This window comes from Nocardia rhamnosiphila NBRC 108938 (assembly GCF_000720425.1).
GTDB classification, from domain to species: Bacteria; Actinomycetota; Actinomycetes; order Mycobacteriales; family Mycobacteriaceae; genus Nocardia; species Nocardia rhamnosiphila.
In genome coordinates this window covers 949,644-969,840 of sequence record NZ_JOAJ01000001.1, presented here as the reverse complement: position 1 = coordinate 969,840, position 20,197 = coordinate 949,644, and the positions used below count along the sequence as shown (strand labels likewise).

The following is a 20,197-nucleotide window of genomic DNA, read 5'->3' as shown; positions in this document are numbered from 1 at the left end:
GCGTCCCGCGGCGTGAACGACATCGTGACAGCCGACGAGGAATCCCGGTTCTGGGAACTGGTCGACACCGCCTGGGCGGAGGTAGGCGCCGAACCGGACGCCCTACGAAAAAGCCTGATCACCCGGACCGGCGACGACGACGCCTACGCACTCGACCCGCACCTGCGGGTCTTCCTGGCCAGGCTGCGTGATCTCGCCGAAGGGCTGTCGAGCGCGCAACTGACCGCCCTGGACCGGGTGGCCGAACGAAAGCTCCACGAGGTCGACCGCGCCGATATCCAGGAGGTGACCGACGGCTCCGATGACGGTTTCCTGTACTGCCGCGGATTCATCGTCGCGATGGGCCGGGATTTCCACCGGGCGGTCCTCGCCGATCCCTCGGTTGCCGTACTCGATGCCGAATGCGAATCGTTCTGCTACTTCTTCGCGCATCTGCACCATGAGCGTTTCGGCTGCTTCCCGGAGACCGGGTCCGGGATCTCGCGGGAGAGCGGCCGGAACCGGGCCGGCTGGTCCTGATCTCGTGCCGCGGTGGGCCCGGGCTTTCCGGACCCACCGGCAGTCACGGTCAGCGGAGTTTGTCATCGCGGTCGAGACCCTCGATCTCGATCCGTTCCTTGCGGACCGTTTCGGTGATCGTCTGCTCGTCCTCGACCTGATCGATGACCAGCCGGATCCGTTCGACCGGGACCATCTCCTTGTCCACGGTCACCCGGTCCGCGTGTAGCGTGACCTCCTGCTCCTGGTCACCGAAGTCGGCGGGCAGTGCCGAGACGTCGGTGATCGGCTCGCGCTCGATCCGCATTTCCTCGTGGCTGGTCGGCACGGTGATCGTCTGCTCCTCGCTCACCACATACTTGCGCAGCCGGGCGTGCCCCGACACCTCCTGATGAGTGCCGATGTTGAGGCGCTCCTCCGAGCGCACGAGGAAGTCCGGTCGCCGGGTCTCGCCCATATCGGGCGTGGTCGCGTCGGGAGCGACCCGGCCGGTGGTCCCCGCGTTCCCGGTCGCCCGGGCCTCGCCACGGGCGGGCGGGCCGGCGTGCCGCCCGTAGTCCTCCCAGCCCGACCGGTTGGGGTCGACGCCGTAGTGGACGAACAGATCGTTCTCCGAATCCTGCGTGATCAGGCCGTCGTGCGCCAGATGTGGTGCGGATTTGACCGCTTCCTTGTGCACCCGCACCTGCAGTTCGGCAGGGTCCTGCCGCAACTGGGCACCGGCGAGCGGTACGAGAGAGTCCTCACTGAACAGGCCTGTACTGACCGATGCCCACGTCGGCGCGCCGGAGGCGTTGTCGACGTAGACCCGTTTGACCTTTCCGATCTTGGTGCCACCGAGGTCGTAGACTGCGTCGCCGATCAGGTCTTCCACATGTTGAGCCATGGCATTCTTCCTCGATTCTCGTCCGATTCGTGGCCGGCGAACCGAGTTGCGCGGTCGCGACCGGAGTCCGGCCCGGTCGGTTTCCGGCTCGTGGCCGGGTACGACGTTGCCGCTCGGTGTGCTCGTCGCTCCCGTTTCGGTGGATCGGCAGCGGCGCCGCACCTATCCGCAGCCGCCGGAATTTCGATGCGCGAATCCAGTCGGCTACATAGTGGCAATTACCCTGAAATATGCAGGTAAAACGCATTTAGATAGACAAACAGCAAGTCGCTGGACCGATCTAGCAATAAACAGGCAATCAACCTGATTCGTGCCTGCGGCACCGACGCGACCCCGGATCGCGGCGATCTCGGCAGTCCCGCGCCCCGGAAAAGCACCTCACCGGCCGACGTCCCGGACGAGCAGGTCGGCGATGGTCTCCCGGCGGACCAGTTCCCGTGGACAGCCGTCCCGGACGGCGACGAGCGGCGGGCGTCCCACACAGTTGTAGGAGGTCGACAGGCTGTGGTGGTACGCACCCGTACACGGCACCGCGAGCACATCGCCGGGGTGCAGGTCCGCCGGCAACCGCACCTCGCGGGCCAGGATGTCCCCGGCCTCGCAGTACCGGCCCACCACGGTCGCCGTCGTCCACGGCCCGTGCGGGCGGCGATTGGCCACCACCGGCTCGTACCGCGCGCCGTACAGCGCCACCCGCAGATTGTCGTTCATCCCGCCGTCGACCGTGACGAAGGTCGTGCCACCGTCGATCCGCTTGACCGACATCACCCGGTACACCGTCACGCCGGCCCGCGCGACGATGGCCCGGCCCGGCTCCATCGCGATCGCCGGGCGCGGGAAACGGTGGCGGGCACAGGCCGCGTCGAGTGCGTCGTCGATGACTCGGCGAGTTCGACCAGATTCAGTTCGGCTTCGCCGGGACGGTAGGCCACGGCATGGCCGCCGCCCAGATCCAGTTCGGTGAGCAGTTGTCCGTGCTCGCGCCGGATCCAGGCCATCTCCCCCACCAGCCGCCGCACGGCCTCCCCGTAATGGTCCGGGTCGTGGATCTGCGACCCGAGATGGCAGTGCAGCCCGACCAGTTCCAGATCAGGCCGGGCCAGTACCCGCCGTACCGCTTCGGCCGCCATATCGCTGCCCAGCGGAAAGCCGAATTTCTGATCGAGGACGCCGGTCCGCACGGCGGGATGCCCGTGCACGTCGATGCCGGGCGAGAGCCGCAGCAGCACCGGCTGCGGACGCTGCGCCGAGGCGGCCAGCAGTGCGATATCGGTGAGCGAATCCAGCACGATCCGGCCGGCCCCGCAACGTACGGCGGCCGCCAGTTCCTCACAGGACCGCCCGGCCCCGTGCAGGATGAGTCGCCGCGCATCCACGCCCGCCGACAGCGCCACCGCCAACTCGCCCCCGGAGCAGACATCGATCGACAGTCCTTCGCTGCTCACCCAGTCCACCACCGCCCGGATCATCAGCGCCTTGCCCGCGTAGTAGACGCGGGCGTCGGGGAAGATTTTGCGATATGCCCGGCAGGACGCTCGGACCTCGGCTTCGTCCAATACATGCGCGGGCGTGCCGAACCGGTCGGCGATCTCGGTGAGTGCCACCCCGCCGACGGTGATGCGTCCCTCGCTGTCGTACTCGGTCCCGCGCGGCCAGATCGCCGGGCTCAGCCGGGGCGGAATCGCCGGTTGCAGTGACGGGATCGTCTCGAGCAGTGTCACGATGCGCTCCTGAGGTGTCCCCGCCGTTCCGTATGCGGGGCCGAGTCCAGGACTACGCGCCCGGCGTGGCACCAGACCCCGTCTTGACGTGACCTTGACCTCCCGGGCCCCGTTCCTGACCGAACATTGACCTCACGCCGGCAACGGCCCCGCGTGGCCGGGCCGCCACCGTGGTCTCGGCGAAGGCGATAACCCTGACCGGCCGCCGTTTGCGGACGTCGGTGTAGCGGTCGGAATCCTGCTACAGGTCCAGGTGGTCACTCAGCGCCGCCATATTCCGTCGGCCGCCGCCTCGGAACGATCGCCGGTCCCCCGGCCCTGTTCCCCTACGTATCGCCCGGCCCGGCCCGGAACCAGCGGACCCGGCCGGCGCCCTCCGGCACTATCCGGAATCCGGTGTCGCCGACACCCCGCAGGCTGCTCGGCGCCGGCTCCGCAACGCTGTTGTCGGCGACCTCCACCAAAGCAGGGCGGTTCGGGCCGGTCACGGTGATGGTCACCCGAACCTCGCCATCGCCGGCGCTCAACGCTTCCTCGACGAGATCGTAGGTGGCGTCCTCTGCGGTGCCGAGTAGATCCGGATCGCCCCAGCCACATTCGCTCAGCAGACCGAACACCTCGTCGGCGGCAGTACGCGCACCGCGGGCCCGTACCTCGTCCGGCTGTCCCGCCGAACCCACGGTCAGGCTCGCCCGGCGGTGCTGGGAATTGCGGGCCCCCGGGACGCGGTGCCACTTCGCACGAGACGCCGCCGTCTCCTCCGGGCCGATATGCCGTCGCCGGAAATCCGTTCCGTCATCCCGATATTCCTCGACTTCTATCGACGAGCCGGGAAACCTGCCGCGGAACGCGGTATCGACGGCTCTGGTCAGGGTGCGGAAATCGGTATCGGTCGTATCGGGTGCGTCCTTGTAGAAGACGAGCACCTGGATTCGTCCGGAATCGAAGATGCGATACCAGAGTTTGCATTCCAGGGCGAGGTCACCGACCCGGAGCTGCAGCAGGGTGGGGCCACCGAGCGCCTGCTCGACGTTCGGGTGAAAAGACCCCGCGACCTCGACGGCTTCAAGGCCGAGGGATATCCCGGAACCCGCGCCGGTCGACACCGTCGCAGAAGTGACGACACCCGCGACGACATGGTCCCGTTGGCGGACGAGCCGACTCGAATCCAGTACTTCCTCCGGCCGGAGCACGCTGATGTTCCCGGTGACCGCGGGCGGGAAGTACAGTTCATCGTCGCGCCGCGCGGAACGAGTAACCTTGCCGGCCGGCGAATTCCGGCCGGTATTCGAATCCGCGACCGGTTCGGTTCCGTTGTTCGGATCCGGCAGTGAACCGTCGGTTTCCCAGATCTCCCCCTCGACGAAGTCGATCGCCGCGAGCATCTTCTTCCGCTCGGAACCGGCCGCTTCGGGCTCACCGGGCGTCGGATACACCAGGTTCGAAATACGGTTCGCGGTGCCTCGCATCGTCTGTGTGATCTGTCGGACCGGACCACCGGCCACGCGATCCGCGGCGTCCAGCAGCTGTTGCCCCGAGCTGCCGGGCAGGAGGCCGGCCATGCCCCGGAGAATATCCTCGACCGTGCCGATCAGCAGGTTCGGCGCTTCCAGCGCCACGACGCCGGCCAGATAGCGGTCGACGATCCTCATCATGTATTCCTGGGCGGCTCTACTGCCGATATTCGACCAGATATAGGCAGCGAGATACCGTGCCCGCAGATACGTTTCGCTCTCGGGGTCGTGCGCCCGGCAACCCGGGAAGTGCAGCGCCGACCACAGGTCGTTCTTCAGATGGCCGTTCCAGAATTCGTACTCCTCGGAAGTGAGTACGGCTTTCATCCTTTCGTGGTCCTTCTCCAGGAGCGGGCGGCCGGAGAAATACTGCATCGTTCCGGCCGCGATCGCCAGCAGCTGCGGCAATTCGTCGAGCGAGGTATTGCGCGCGAATCGCGATACCGGGGTGGTCTTGTCCTCGTTCTTCCGGCTGCTCGGCTCCAGTGGGTTGCCCTTCCGCATCGTCCGGAGTTTCCAGACGCTGGTCGTCTCCCCCTCCTGCGTGATCTTCGTCTGCCGGATGAACAGCTCTCCCCAGCCCATCTTGCGAATGTGCAGCAGCTGATCGACCGACAGTCCGGCCGCGACGATCAACGCGAGGGTCGCGTAGACCGGAAAGCGCTCGACGATCCGGCCGAGTTCGAGGAAGTCCTTCTCGGTGAGTTCGATATCGCGCAATTCATCGAATTTCCCGTCGAACAGTGCGCTCAGCCATTCCCCCCGCTTACTGACCCAGTCGGCGCCGAAGGCCTCTCCGGGTTCGGGCATCGGCAGGTCGGGAATGTACCAATAGCCGGGTAGCGCGGCGAGTTCCTTTTTGGCGGCATCCACTCGCGCGAAGGTTTCCGGCCCGAGCGCGGCCAGCCCCGCCCGGAGCCCGATCCGTACCTGCTCGAACCCCCGGGCATGCTCCGGAAGTTCCGGCACGACCCGATCCTGCGGCCCCTCCGCGACCCGCATACCCAGAACCGCCGCCACCGGAGCCGAGGGCGACCATTCGGTCTCGTCCACGCCGGATTCGTGCACCACCACCGAACCATCGGCAGCCCGCTTCACATTCACCGCGTGCCCCCATCGCGGTGCCTCCCCCTCCGCACCCGCGTACACGACCACGACGATCATCGGCTTGCCGGTCCGGGCCACTCGCTCCCTCGCCTGCTGCAGCGAGGTGATGCCGGGGTCCCAGCCCGCACCGACCACCCCGGCCATATCCTTCAACAGCACCCCGCCCGGACCCGGCTCGTGCACACCCACCGGTGGTGTGACCTCCAGTGTCGCCCAGTAGTCCTCCGATGCCCGCGCCACGCAATCCGCCCGCGTTCCGGGCCCGTTCCCATCGACGACCTCCCGCCCGGGTTCGGTCTCTCGTGTCGGCAGCGCGGCCGGAGCGGAACGCGTGTTGTGTTCATCCGGTTCGTGCCCGGGCCGTTCGTCCGGTGTCGCACGTGCGGTACCGGCGGCGCGAGGATCGGACATGCGCCGGTCTCCGGTGACGGCGGGGACCGGGGCGGTGCCGTCCTGGCGGCCGCCCACCCCGCGCCACCACCGCTTCAGCGGATTCCGCGCGGCAGCCGTCGTTCCGGCACGCCGGGGTTCCGCGGATCGGTGCCCCACCGCGACGACGCTGACGTCGTCGGTTTCGCCCTCGTCCACCGCCCGCTGCACCAGCTCGGCCGCTATCGCGCGTGGCTCCCCGGCATGCCGTGCAGCGGCGTCGCCCAGCACACCGGCACCGGGCATTGTCTTGATCGCTCCGTCGGTCATCGCCAGCACGACTCCGCCGCGTGGCACCGTGATCGTGCCGTCCTCGGCGATCACGGGCGCGGCGATGTCATCGGACACCGAAACCGTGCACAGATACTCCCCCGGGGTGACGTCCGCACCGGGCGCGGCCGGAATCCTGCCCTCGCGGCCGAGCGCGTATTCGATAGCGTGCCGATAGTTCTCCAGCCACGGTTCCCGGTCGAGCGCTTCGCGCTCGCTCATCCCGTTCTCCCGCGCGAACATACGGACCGACGAGTGGTCCCCGGTCCACCACATCGCGTGCCGGCCGTCCGCGGAGGTCCACCCGATCCGGCTGTCCCCGACCCACCCGACCGTGAACCGATCCGCCTCCGTGATCACGGCCGCCACCGTGCACTGAGGTTTATCCGGATGCCCCGAGTATTCCGGCAGCCGGCCCAGCTCCTGCACCCGCTGCTGCACATGATGCAGCGCGTCACGCAGCACCGACTCCCGGGTCACCTTCCGCCGGAACCGCGTGCTCGACCAGCGCTCCTGTAGATACGCGCCGAGTTCGGTCGCCGCCTTCTGCGCCGCGCGATGGCCGTCCGGCGCGCCGCCCACACCATCGAACACGGCGGCGATCTGCACCGGTTTCCCATTGTGGGTGAACTCCACGACGACTACGGCGTCCTCGTTGCGGTCGTGGGTCGCGCCCCGCCGGCTGACCGCCGCAGCCGAGTCCGTCTCCCCGCTCAACCGCTCGGCCCGCTCCGGTTCGTCGAGCTCGGACACCGGTCTACCGTCCTGGTCGCGCAGAACGAGCAGCACCGGGCTCGAGGTTATCGCACCGGCAGATCGTGACTCCGCGGCGCCGGCGCTCATCGCTGCCGGAGCCGCGGGCTGTTCATCGGAGGGTATCGACCGTTGTCCGGGAACCGGCGAAACATTGTCCGGATCACCGGCCGTGGGCTGCTCGCCCCGGCGGAGCCGTCGTTCTGTCTCCGCGCGTGCCGTTTTCACCTGGTGCGCATGGAGGATCCGCTCGGCCTGTTCGGGGTGCAGGCCGAGCAATGCGGACCCGCGAGCTTCGGCGAACGCTTCTCCGAAATTGGGGGTGCCGTTCGCTTTGAAGCTGTACCCGGAGAGCACCTCCTGTAGCCATGCCGGCAGCCGGCCGAGATCCTCCGGGCGCCCGCTTTCGACGAACAACGCCACCAGCTGCGGCAGCACTTTCCGCCATTCCTCGGCCTGATGCCGCAGCAGCACGTCGGTGTCCACCGGCCCGGCGATCTCCGGTACGAGTGCTCGGGCCGAGTACAGCTGGCCGACATGTGCCAATTCGTGCGCGAAGATGGCACGCCAGGCCGAACCTCGCGACGGCGGATGGAAACCGTCGTCGACCGAGATCTTGTACGACGTCTCGAGGTACTCCCTGTTGATCGCCCACCGCTCGTTCAGCGTGAGGACCACACCATCGGGTGCGGTGGTCACGAACGCATAGGACGGCGACGAGTCCGGCGCCACCCGGAACTCCACCAGATCGGTGCCGCCCACTTCTTCGTAGTGGTGCAGTGTTTCGTCGACGAGTTCCAGGACCGTCTCGAGATCGACCTCGACCATCAGGAGATCCTGGTAACGAAGCGAGCGCCCGAGTCGAACTTCCAGCTGCCGCAGGGCCTCCAGTTTCGCGCGATGGTCGGCCCGCTCCTGATCCGTCTCCGGAGTACGCAGGGCGCGGTCCCTGCTGAAGTTCACTTCCTCGGCGAGCCGCACCAGCAGCTCGTAGAGAACGCGTACTCCCTCGGTCACCGGGATGTCCGGGGCGGGACGGAGATCGGCCAACTCCCGATACACATCGGCGAAGGATCGCGCGAGTGCGGGGTTGGGGAGGAACGCGTCACCGTCGAAGCAGGACGCCGGGAACTGCCGCCGAAGCCAGACCATGAAATCCGCGCTCTCCGGGTCGCCGTGTGTGTTGCGGAAGTACTCCCGCAGCGCGCGGGGGGCCTGCCGCTCGGCCCGCCAGCGGCCGGCGATGACCAGCGCCTTTCCCATTCCTTCGATGGCCGCCCGGCACACCTCGTCCTCCGATGGGCTTCGCCGGGAAGGTACCGTCACCTCCAATCGGGCCGACGTGATCCCGTATCCGTCGACGTCCGCGCCGGCGACCGAGGACACGCGCTGCTCCTCCGGCGCCGCTTCGTCGCTGCGCCGGGTGACCGCGATCCCGGCCACCTGAATCGGGAACCGCTCCAACAGGTCGTGCACTGTGGCGATCGCGGTCCGGCCGACCGAATCGCCCAGTGCGCCGAAACCTTCCACCCTGGTCGAATGACGCCGCTGCAACTGGGCCGGGGTGGAGGCGGACAGACCGTCGGCGAGGTCCTGGTACGTGGCGACGGCTTCGGCCAGCTCACCGAGCGCTCGATCACCGGACTGCTGCGCCAGCCGTACCAGCGCGGGCCGCCGATCCAGTGCGGAACCGAATACGACGCGGCCACTCGGACCGCCCAGTACATCGGCCAGATCGTCGGCGAAATCCTCATGGATCGGTCTCGCTTTGAACTGCCGCAGCGCTGGGTCTGAAATCGTTTCCAGCATCTGCAGATCCGCCAGGAAACGACCGAGTAGGCTGGGCAGCACTCGCGGCGCCCGACCGGCGGCAACCCGCTTCCATCCGGCATCATCCAGGCGGTCGAACTCCCGGCGTATCGATTCCAGGGCTCCCTGCAGATGTTCCCGGTCCACACCCGCCGGCCCGAGGCCCAAGAGGGCCGCCAACCGCGCCCCGGCCCCGTCGAGTTCCTGCTGGGAGCCGGCGCGCTGGCCCCACGGCAGCGTGCGGACACCGCGTTCCAGTGCACCGAGCCGGCCGGCCGGCCCGCGCTGCCACTGCACCTCGATATCGAATTCCTCGTGCGCCACACCCGCTGCGTCGAACCCGGCCACATGGACGTCCGCGGAACCGGCCCAGCCGGAAACGACCCAGTCGTAGATCGCCTGCCCCCGGAGAAGTCCGCCCGCCGCGTTGTCGAAGACGACCAATTCCCCGGCCTCGACCTCGGCCTCTCCCCGCAGCGTCACCGGCAGCGCGTTCAACACCGCCGCGAATTCCGTCGTCACGGCGGCCACGGCGAAGCAGTGGCCGAGGCCTGCGCTCGCCGGGTCCACCGCACCCACCAGCACGCCACCGACTCGGTGCACCTGCGCGACCATAGCGGCGAGACCGGCAGCACCGGCGCCGATCGGTCGCTCCGCCCAGCCGGTGCGCAACCCCGCGACGAGGTCGAGCTTGTGCATACCGGCCAGCGCGATCAACGCATCGTCCACCGCCGCGGGTTCCATGACCGCCGCTGCGTCGCCACCGACGGCATCCCGGACGAACCATTGCACCAGCGGACCACAGTTGAAGGGGCCGCTGGACTCGGTGTGGGCGTCGATATCCGCCCAGGCCGCAGTCGCCCGATCGCCGATCCACCCGCGCGCATCCCCGACGGCCGCATCTGCGTTTTCCTGTTGCGGCGCAGTATGTTCAGCAGCCGGCGAGCCAGGGTCCGCGGCGCGCTCGGAATCGGCCGCAGGAGTGTGATCGGCGGTGCCTTCCTTGGTTCCGGACACGACCGCACCGGCGGAAGGAGTGGCCCCGGAGCGGGCAGTGGCCTCTTCGTCGAAGTACAGGGCGAGATTGCCGGCACCGCCCGCGACGGTGACATCGAGGGCGCGCGCGCCACGCGCGCCGGAGAGTTCCGCGGTAAAGGTGGCGTCGGAGCCGATCAGCCGGGCGCCACCGGGCCGGTTCATCCCGGCGAACCGTTCGACGACCTGGGCGAACACCTTGTCGATCTGCTGTTCGGGCCACCCGGTCAACAGCCGGGGAACCAGGGTCTGGGCGAACAGGACGCGGTCCGGCCGGTCACGGCGCAGGGCCAGGTGGACCGACGTCGTGCCCGGCGCCAACCGGATGTCGAGCAATGTGCTGCCGTCGGCGTCGCGAACCTGGATCAGCTGCTCCGCGCCCCGCGGTTCGACCGGCCAGAGCCGCGCGCCCGGGCGTTCCAGCGCTGCGCCGAGCAGCTCGGTCACGGCCGCCCTGGCGTCCTCGTCGAGGTCCGGCAGCTGGGAAAGCGCGGCACCGATCCGGCTCGCGGAATCGACCGGCCGCTCGGCGTCCGGATGGGCGCGGGCATCGAGTTTCTGCGCCTGCGTACACAGGTCGGCCAGCGACTCGAGAGCACGGACGATCGGATCCACCGCGAGAAACCGTGCACACATCTCAGCCGTGCGATCGGCGAAGAGAAACCTTCGCGGATCGTCCGGCGACAACGGTGCACGCTGCTGTTGCTGCGCCTGCCCCAGCAGGTTGTGCACCTGATCCGTGCTCAGCCGCTCGCGTTCGATGTCCAGGAACCGGGCCAGCTCGTCCCACGCTTCGTCTCGCTCGCGGGTCAATCGGCTCGGCAACGGCGATCCCGCCACCAGCTGTGCGGGATCGATCGAACGTTCGAAGGCGAGCATCTCACACATGGCTCCCTGGTAGGAGGCTCGCTCATAGGCGTCGACCGCGGCCGCGAGCATATCGATCCGCCCGTCCCACTTGTGGTACTCCTCGATCCAGGAGACCTGAGCACGGCTACGCGGATCAGTGGCCCGGCAGAGCAGTTCCAGCGCACCGGACGCCGGATCGAGCGCCGCCAATTCTTCGTCCGACAGATCGGACAGCTCTGTACGCGCGCGGTCGCGGAGTTCTTCGGCTCGCCTCGTCTCTGCGACCAGTTCCCGCAGCCGCTCCGCGAAGTCGAAGGCGACGCCCGGTTCGACCTCCGGTGGATCCGCCGCGGCCTGCTCCTCCGGCTCCGTTTGTGCGCGCTGGTAACCGTTCGCGTCGTCCCAAGCCCACCCGTAGAACTCGGCGTAGGTGGGAGCGGACAGGCGAGGCCCGGTGCGCGTCAATAGCGGCTGCAACGCGGTCGTACCGGCTTGCCGGGCAAGAGCCGTCTCCGGCTCGGACGCCGATCTACCGGCCCCGACTCCACCGAGAACGTGACGGTATGCCGCGGTGTAGACCTGTTCGAGCGGACCGGGGGGCTCGGTGCCGTAACCGAGTTCTCGCAGTTGCCGCAGGGTCTCGGCACGTTCCGCCTGCGCGCGGGCCTCCTCCGCCAGCCGTGACTGCACGTACCACGACCGGTCCGATTCCAGCAACTCCCGCGCGGCACTGCTGCCCGGCGATCGCCGCGCCTCCAGAACATGGACCGCGCAGGCGGTCAGGGCCGCGGCAAGTTCGGCATCGGAGTTCCCGGCATCGAGCACCTGGACGTTCTTCGCCGGGTAGTAGCGGTCGTCGGCGTCTGCTTCCAGCAGCAGCACGACCTCGTTGTCACTGAGGATGCGATCGGCCCATCGCCCGTTCGTGGTCTCCCGCATCAGTTGCCGGGCCCGGCGAATCCGCTGTTTTCCGGCTCGATCGGCCAGGTTCAGCCAGGGAACCTCGGGCAGGGCCGGCTCCGGATGGGCCTCCGGATTGCCGGCCCGCTCCATCCACACCCTCCCGTCCCAGTCGCTGGAGGCGGACCAGAATTCACAGTCGAGATCGGTCGCCTCCCCGAGCTCCGGATGAGCGGCGATCGCGCCGTCACGTTTTTGCCGGTGATCGCCGGCCGCACCAGCGATGACGACCAGGCGCGGCCAATTGCCGCCGATCACTGCCACGTGGTCGGTCAGCAATATCCCGGGCTCGTGCTGCAACATGGCGGACAGTACGTCCCGAGCGGCGGCCGCGTCGGCCGTCGCCTGCGCTGCGGCCACATCCCGGGCCACGATGGCACGCCATGCGACCAGATCGCGGAACAGGAGATCGGCGTGCGTGCGCCGACGCTGATCGGCGGGCGATTCCGGGTCGGCCGGGCGCACACTGCGACGCTCGAGATCTCGGCCGATCGCCCGATCGAGAACCGCGAGGTCTCGTTCCGCGGCAGTCCGGGCCATAGCCGAGCGCCGGATCTCGTGTGCGTTCTCGGGTGTGGTGGGCGTGTGCCGAGTTTCGAGTCCGTTCGCGGTGCGCGCCGCGAGCCAATTCCGGCGGGCGTTTCTCACGTATTCGCCTGGCCCACCGAGATATTCAGCTGTGGAGCTACGGCTGTCGGGCGCTTCCGGCGACTCGAGGTACGCGCGCAGATTTTCGGGCGAGGCGATCATCATCGCCAACCTGTCGCGCGCCTCTCGCGGGTGATTGCCGGCCACACCGTCCGGAACGAGTTCGTCCAGCTTTTCCGGCGCCGCGCAGAACTCCGCCAGCTTCGCCGGCGAGTCGAACAGCTTCGCCACCTTGTCGGGAACCGCGAGGTAAACCTCCAGAGCGCGGACACCGGCCCGGTAGCCGATCGCCAGCTGTTCGGGCTCGGAGAGGCCCGGGTCGGCCCGCAGCGCGTCCCGGATCGCTTTGCTGTGCGCCTCGTGGTAGACGAGGTGCCGATCGTCCTCCTCGAGGTCGTAGCCGGATGACTTCAATACGTCCGCGAAAGTCGCTTCCCGTGCGAACGCTCTTGCTTCCCAGCGCAGGATCGCGTGCACGTACTCGCCGCGCATCATCGTGTACGGGTCGGGCATGGGCAGTTCTTCGGCATCCCGGCCGTGCTCGTTTTCGTGGACCAGGGTGACTGCCTGCGTCAGCAGGCTCGCGCCGGTGGTGAGCACGCGGTTCACCAGTTCGGTCAGCGAATAGGAACCGGCCAGACCCGGTGCCATGGTCGACACGTGCCGCACCTTGACGGTGTGCGGAAGCATCTTCCGCCACTGCTCTCCGGCCTCGTCGAGCACCGACAGCACCTGATCACCGACCGTATCGTGCGACAGGCCGACCACGAATTCGAGCTCCGCGGCGTCGGCCGGCGCGCCGGGAAGCACGACAGGTTCTCCGGCGGCGTCGAACGCGACCATCCAGAGACCGTTCACGCCCTCCAGCTCCCACGGCCCGGCCGTGCCGTCGAGCAGACCGAATACCTCCAGGCCCGGATCTTCCCGGTGGACCTCACCGTCCCGGTACACCACGCGGAACACGTGCCCGGCCACACCGTACTCGTCGGCCTCGTCCGAGCCCACGAACACCAGCGCCGAGGCACCCTCGCGCACCGCCTCCGGGAGTGCGCTCAGTGCCTCCGCGACACCCGCGTACGGCCGATCCGGGTCCACCGCGAGCCGGCGGACATGCTCCGGTCCGGCGCCGGCGATCTCCACGATTCGCGGGACCCCCAAACCGCGCACACCGACGGCTTCGGGTATCCGGCCCGGATCCACCCACGGCAACCGGGCCAGCACCAGCTGCCCACAGAGATTGGCGAGATGCCCCGCATCGCGGGCGCCGGTCGAATCGGTGGGCGCGGCGTACTCGCCGTCCCCGTCGGAAACCGAGACCGGCAACGCGGTCCGGGCACGGCGCTCCGGGGAAGCCGCTACCTGCCTCGCGGTCCCGTACGTGTGCTGCCGGCCGTCGTCGTCGGTGAACGAGCGCACGGCGTCCCATTCGAGGGTGTCGTGTACTTCCAGGTACTGCCGGCCGGCGTCCCACCGAACCCGGGTTCCGGCCGGTATCTCCAGATACAGCAGTGACTGTCCGGCGAACCGCACCGACGGGTCGGTGAGCAGCTGCCAGCGCAGACCGTCCTCGGCCACGACCGCGGCAGTGCCCGATCCGGGTGCTCGGGTCGCGGCATCGTGGCCGGCGGGCACTACGGCGGCCACCACGATCGGCCGCGACAGCGTTCGGCTCTCACCTTCCGGGGCGGCGAGCGATCTCCCGGCATAGTTGTAGGCGTCGGCCGTATTCCCGAATGCCATGATCTCGCGCGTGTTCTCAGCTCGTGCGACGGCATGCTTCCCCGCTGTGGACAGGCCCGCGAACGTTTCCGCGGACACCGCGAGGGGCCCCGAGTCGGCCAGGATCGTGGTCAGTCGCCCGACCTCACCGCCGAGCCACAGGTTGGCCTGGGTATCCACCAGCGCCTCGTGTATGTACAGGAACGACTGGCACAGGGATTCCAGTTGTGCCGGTCCCGGCTCGGCCTGCCGCTCCGTGGAGAGGGCAGCGAGCCGATCCAGCACCGCCCAGGCATGCGTCGCGGTGAGATTCGTCGCGGTCACGTCCCGCAGCGGTGCCACCAGCTCGACATCCGCCGATCCGGCCGCCGCGAGGTCCCCGGCCAGCGATATCAGTGCCTGTGCGGATTCCTGTCGCTGGTCCACACCGGGTAGCTGCCGGGCCGAACGCAGATCCTCCTGGGACAGGCCCGCGGCACGGGCCCGGAATTCGGTGAATTCGCCGAGAGCTCGGTCGAGCCGCCGCGCAGCGGAATCGAGGTCCGCTCGATCGGCGCCATCGAGCGATTCGGTCAGCCGTATCACCCGGTCGGCGGCATCGGCCAGCGCGACGAGCTCGGAATCGCCCGCCAGCTCGCCCAGTCGGCGCAGCGGATGTGCGAGATCGTCGGAATCCACCACCTGATGGAAATTCAGCAATTCGGCCAGCCCGTCGTCCCAGACCGACTGCCATTGCTGGGCCTCGGCACGCCAGGCGCCGATCTCGAATCGGCGGGACACCTCCTGCAACGCATTGATCCGCGAACCGATCACGAGACCGGATGCGAATCTTTTGCGCAGCTCGGCCAGCCGGCGCGGCGTGGCGACAGCGGGCCACTCATCCGCAGGCAGGAACGACAGCATCATCTCGGCCTGGCCGAAGACATCACGCACCAGATTCGGCCAGCGCAGGTGTGCCGGGTCGACTCCCAGCAGGGCGCTCAGCTCCGCGCGCGCGACGGTCAGTTCTTCCGCCGCCCGGTCTCCGGATGTTCCACCCCGTACTTCCACGACCCCGGCGGATTCTCCGGAAGCCGAGCGACCGGGCACCACTGTTCCTGTCGCCGACCGGCCGCGGCCTCCTGTTATGTCTCCGATAGTCGGCGGCGACGGCGGCACACCGGCGCTCTCGGGATCGGGTCGGCCGCGCGGGCCCTGGCCACGGTCGCGCGCAGAGGCCGCTGCGGCGGACGAGCCGCCGTCGGCGACCGGCGCCCGCTCGTCCGCGCGCGCACCGATGCCGCGGGGGATTCTCGGATCGCGGGCGAAGAAGACTTCCGGTCCGTACCTCGGACCCGATACGCGGCGCCTGCGGGCCGGCAGCCCCAAATCTTCCCGCGGGTCGCGGGGCTCCTCGAATGCGTCGGCACCGCTGAAACCCGGGCTGCTGTTGCGCGCACCGCCGCGGCGCGGCGGACTCCACCGGGCCGACGGCGCGGGCTCCGGCGCACGACGGGTGTAGACACTGGCCGCATAGCCGAGTTCGGCAATTGCTGCCATCACCCGTTGCGTCACGCCCGCAGGCTGGGGCTCGTTGCGCAGCACCCGGCTGGCGGTGGTCACACTGGTGCCGGCCCGCTGCGCTACCTCGGCCAGAGTGACCCGTGGCTTATCGGCTACGCCGTCGCCCGGCGCTGTTGCCAGCCGCTGCCGAGTCTGCTCGCTGATCGGCAGGCCCGAGCGCGCGCGACTCAGTGCGCTCAGATTCACCCCGGTCGTTTCGGACTGGTCCACCAGCGTATTCGCCCGGCGGACCCCGGGCGCCCGGTCGACTTTCTTGCCGACCGGATAACCCATCTCCACGGCTAATCTCCGGACACGCTCACTGGTCTCCTTCGAAATGTTCGGGATCTCGCGCTCGTTGACCGCGAAGTGAACCGTGGAGATGCCGACCCCGGCCGCACGAGCGATATCGGCCAAGGTGGGCTGGCGCACCTTCGGTTGCTGCTGCGGCACCGGCGAGCCGGCCGCATCGTCGACCTGTTCGGCAAGTCTCGCCGCCATCTGCAGCATGCCGTCGCGCAGCATGGCCTCGACCAGGCTACCGTCGTGCTCCATCACTTCGACGACGGCCGGGAGATCCATTCCGGTCAGGTATCGCAGCAGGGTGGCCTGCCGCCAGGCAACAGGGAGCTCGGTGACTGCCTGCCACATCTGGGCCGGGGTGGCCGCCGCCAGCGCCGTACGGATCCGGTCGGTCTTCGCAGCCGACCACATGCGCTGCCGGAACTCGTCGAAACCACGCTGGAACTGCTCGTATTCGAGCGCTTCCAGCGCGAGTTCCACCGCCCGGCCGGGAAGATCCACCGCACGGCCGTCCTGTTCACCGGCCTCACCGGCCAAGCGCAGGAACGTCTCCCGCAGCACTGTCCGGACCAGTTCCCGGTCCCCTCGCGACCGGGGTACCACCTGAGCCAGGACCGGTTTGCTGTACTCGGCGTACAACTGCCGGGCCCGCGTGGCCCGCTCGGCCGAGACTCCGGCGGACTCCGGTTCGGTGGGACCCGGCCGGGTGATCGTCCGGCCGGGATGTGCCGCGTTCTCGTGCGCCGGATCACGGGCATCCCGGGCGCCCAGTTCGCCGCCTTTGTCGTCGAAGTAGGCGACGAACACCTTGCCACCCGTGAGCTGTTCGCGGCCGTAGGTGGGCTGCCAATGATCTCGGTGGTAGAGCCGGATACGCGGAATGCTGCCCGGGGTGGCGGTATCGATCGCCGTGTCGTGCACGTACAGCGTTCCGGCGATCACAGTGAGGAGGTAGCCGTGGGCGGTTTCCCCGTCGTCCACCACGACCACCGCGGTGTCGCCGTCTTTGCCGCTTGCGCGCAGGGTGGCGGCGACCTGGGCCAGGGGATCTTCCGGATCATCGGGATGCGGGGGGTGATCCGTGACGGGTAACGAATTCAGATCGACGAGGTCGGCGACGATCTTATCCTCCAGGATTCGCCAGTTGTCGGTGGCGTGCCAGGCGGGATTGTTCTCGTCCAGATCGAGCTCGGAGGCGTTGCCGAGCGCCTGCAGGACGCGGACGAGGCGACGCGCGCAGATCTCGTTGCGATGGGCGCCATCGCGCAGCGCCGGACCATGGTGCCCTCCATCCTGCCGAGCCGCGGCGGATACCGTCCCGATCCGGTCCTCCTGCCGTGGGGGAATTTCACTCGTCCGCAGGTCCAACTCCACCGGCGGGCGGCCGGCCGTCATATCCAGCTCGAACCGGGCGGCATACTTCTCGAGTTCACGGAACCGCTCCAGGATCTGCTCCGCCCGATCGGGACCGGACGGCTCCTGGAAACCGGCCCGGATGGACTGTGCCCCTTCGTCGCCGAACAGGTCCAAGACGCGGCCCAGCCAGGGCCGAAGCTGCTCGGTGATCTCCTGTTCCCGCCGCACCGCCGCCGCCGAAGCCGAATCGCCGGTCCACGCCATCTCCTCCACCGGAGAGCCGCGCCGCAGGCGCAGTACCTGCCGCAACCAGGCTGCCGCCATACGGTCGGTCCGCTGCGGCGCCAGCCAGATCGTCGTCGTCGACCAGTCGACAACGGATTCACCCACGTGCGGTGCCAAGCGCTGTTCCTCGGACAACGGGACCGCAGGATCCTCCTGCTTCGGTTCTGTGTGATCCACCTCTTGGTCGGTGAGCAGCTTGGTCCGCGCCATTGCCTCACCGAGCATCGTGGACACTTCCTCGGCCGAAATTCCCAATTGCCGGGCCAGTGCTTCCACGCCGTGCTCGGCGAACCCGAACACTTGTGCCTGCCACGAATCGCGGCCTGGAAACAACTCGGGTCGCGGCTGAAGAGACGGGTCGACCGTACCCGGGTTCTGGATACCACGCGGCCAACGTTGTTCACCCCGCCGATCGGGATCTTCGCCCGGGGCCCGCCGAAAACCATCGACCACGGCCCGCATGTCTTCTGATACGACGCCGGCCAACTCGGCACCGGCGACAACGTCTGCCACCAGCTCCCGGAACTGGGTCTCCTTCGCCTTTCTGAACCAGTCCACGATCTGCTCGAGAGATTTGGTGGGCGTCACGATGTCACGGTGCATCAGCGCCTGGAACAACCGATCGGCCTGCGTTTCCTTATCGGCGAACTGACGGTCCACCCAGGCCTGACCCAGGCCGTTGATGCCCCCGGCGGCCAGATATGTCAAATCCCCGACGCCGGATCCACCGTCGGTGCGGCTCGCGGGCCCCCGGTTCGCCAGGGCACCGCCCTCCGCCACCCCCACACCGGGTCCACGCGCGCGCACGGAAATCTCAGGGAGAGGAGAACCGTGCCATTCCGCGAACCAGCTGGTGAACAACTGGCGCAATGTATGTGGATCGGTGGGGTCGTACACGATGCAGGTTCCCACATCGGCGTATTGGTCCGGGTTCGGTCTCATGAAGGTTCCCTCGCCCGGGATCCCCGGCAGAACCTCCAGGATCTCCCGCCGGGGCGGCTGTTTTCCGCGGCGCGCGGTATTCACCTGGACGACACCGGCCGTGCCGAGCCGGACCATTTCTATGGCGTACTCGTCGTCGCCCACCGCCTGCTCGAGCACAGCCAGTGCGTCCTCGACCTGTTCCCACGGCCGGCGGGCGACCGTCGCGGCGCGGGCCGCCCACTTGTCGGCGAGCTCTCGCAACCGCGGCTCGTCCGGACGCGCCTCGGCATACTGTTGCAGCCGTGTCGCGGCCCCGCGGATACTGTCGTGGGTTTGCCGCAGCGAGCGTTCCCAGTCATCCGCGAACGTGCGTGCGGTGGGCCCCGGCGGAAAGGCCATCACCCGGTTGTTCAGGACGCGCTGCTCCTCCTCCGCATTGAGGATCACATCGAGACCATCGTTGCTCACAGTGATCCCCCCGTTGGTGAGCTCGCGCAGAGCAACCGCGGGATCGCCACCGAAAAAGGCGAGAAGCCCAGGCGCGATATCCTGACCGAGAGCCCGCAGCAATCCCCGTTTGATGAGCTGCCCGACCGGAACCCCGTACATCATCCGCTCGCGAGCGAGCAGATCGTCCAGGGTGCGGAGCAGTATCGCCAGCTCGTCCCCGGGCAAGCGTCCTCGCCACTGTGCGGGCAGCAGAATATCGATGAGGCGTTCCCGGTGCTGCTCCCACCGCATACCCCGGGTCGACGACAGGCCGCGATGGTAGCCGGCGCCCGCGAAGGACACCAGCGGCATGACGTAATCCTTGTCGGGGTTGACATACACCGCGGCATACAGGACCAACCGACGTCCGTCCCGCAAGGTTGTGCGGAGGGTCACCAGCCGCACATCGTCGGCGCCGCCCGCCACCTGCTTCAGCTCGACACCGCAGATCTCGGTCATCCCCGTCTCACTGAGAATCTCGACCCTGACATCGTCGATCTCGTCGTGCTGGTCGGCCCATTCCTGGACAGCACGGCCCACCGTGGTGAGCACATGCACCCCGGGGGCGAGCATATCCGCGGACTCGGCGTCGGATGGTACACCCAAGATTTCGACAGCCTGCTGCTGTTGCGCACGCTGAACCCGGTTCAGCTCGAGGGACTTCCGGGCCAGTGCGGCTCCCAGACCGGTGGAGGTGAGGTAATCCAGCCGCTCCTGCATGTCGTAGAAGGCGTTCTTCTGATGGTGTGCCTGCGCTGATTCCACTCGTAGGGCAGCGGGGATCGCTCCGAATTCACCGCCGGCCCGCCCCAGGATCATGGGCAATGCCAGCGATTCGACACCGAGCAGGCCTGCCAACCCCAGGGTGATCGGGGCATAGAGGACACCATTGACGATCGCCGGTTGCTTCGCCCGAGTTTTCCACCCGGTCATATCGGCATACGCGCTACCCACCGTAGACATCGATCTGGCCAAGAGATCGAAGAAGGTCAGCGCCAGTTGTTCGTCGGTGGCGTAATAGAGATTTGGTGACAACACTATAGTGAGGTCGAACTCATCGAGCCGCCCCGTGTTGCGGAATTTGACGTGGCTCTTCGGCA

Annotated in this window: 3 protein-coding genes and 1 pseudogene (1 of these 4 running past the window's edge); 1 reads left to right on the top strand and 3 read right to left on the bottom strand. The window is 68.2% G+C overall.

Translation table 11 applies throughout. The annotated features are described in order from the left end of the window. The first annotated feature begins 12 nt into the window (after positions 1-12). Positions 13-519, top strand: coding sequence for a DUF4240 domain-containing protein (locus IG75_RS0104320; protein WP_030519831.1), 507 nt, complete (start codon positions 13-15; stop codon positions 517-519). 49 nt (positions 520-568) lie between these two features. On the opposite strand, the gene IG75_RS0104315 is transcribed toward IG75_RS0104320, so the two are convergent. From IG75_RS0104315 to IG75_RS0104305, 3 genes and pseudogenes are all read right to left on the bottom strand, one after another. Continuing rightward, on the bottom strand, positions 569-1,384 hold the full coding sequence (locus IG75_RS0104315) for a PRC and DUF2382 domain-containing protein (RefSeq protein ID WP_030519830.1): 816 nt from the start codon (positions 1,382-1,384) through the stop codon (positions 569-571). Positions 1,385-1,762: 378 nt separating this feature from the next. Continuing rightward, a pseudogene (gene lysA, locus IG75_RS36025) lies at positions 1,763-3,105 on the bottom strand (diaminopimelate decarboxylase). Between the two features lie 326 nt (positions 3,106-3,431). Next, a protein-coding gene (locus IG75_RS0104305) for a LuxR C-terminal-related transcriptional regulator (protein WP_156058626.1) crosses the window boundary here: on the bottom strand, positions 3,432-20,197 show its 3' end. The gene runs 32,395 nt beyond the window's last position; only the last 16,766 of its 49,161 coding nucleotides appear in the window; its start codon lies beyond the right edge, outside the window; the stop codon is at positions 3,432-3,434.

Coding starts and splice junctions, on each gene's coding strand:
- IG75_RS0104315 (WP_030519830.1), bottom strand. CDS start 1,384: ATGGCTCAACATGTGGAAGACCTGATCGGCGACGCAGTCTACGACCTC.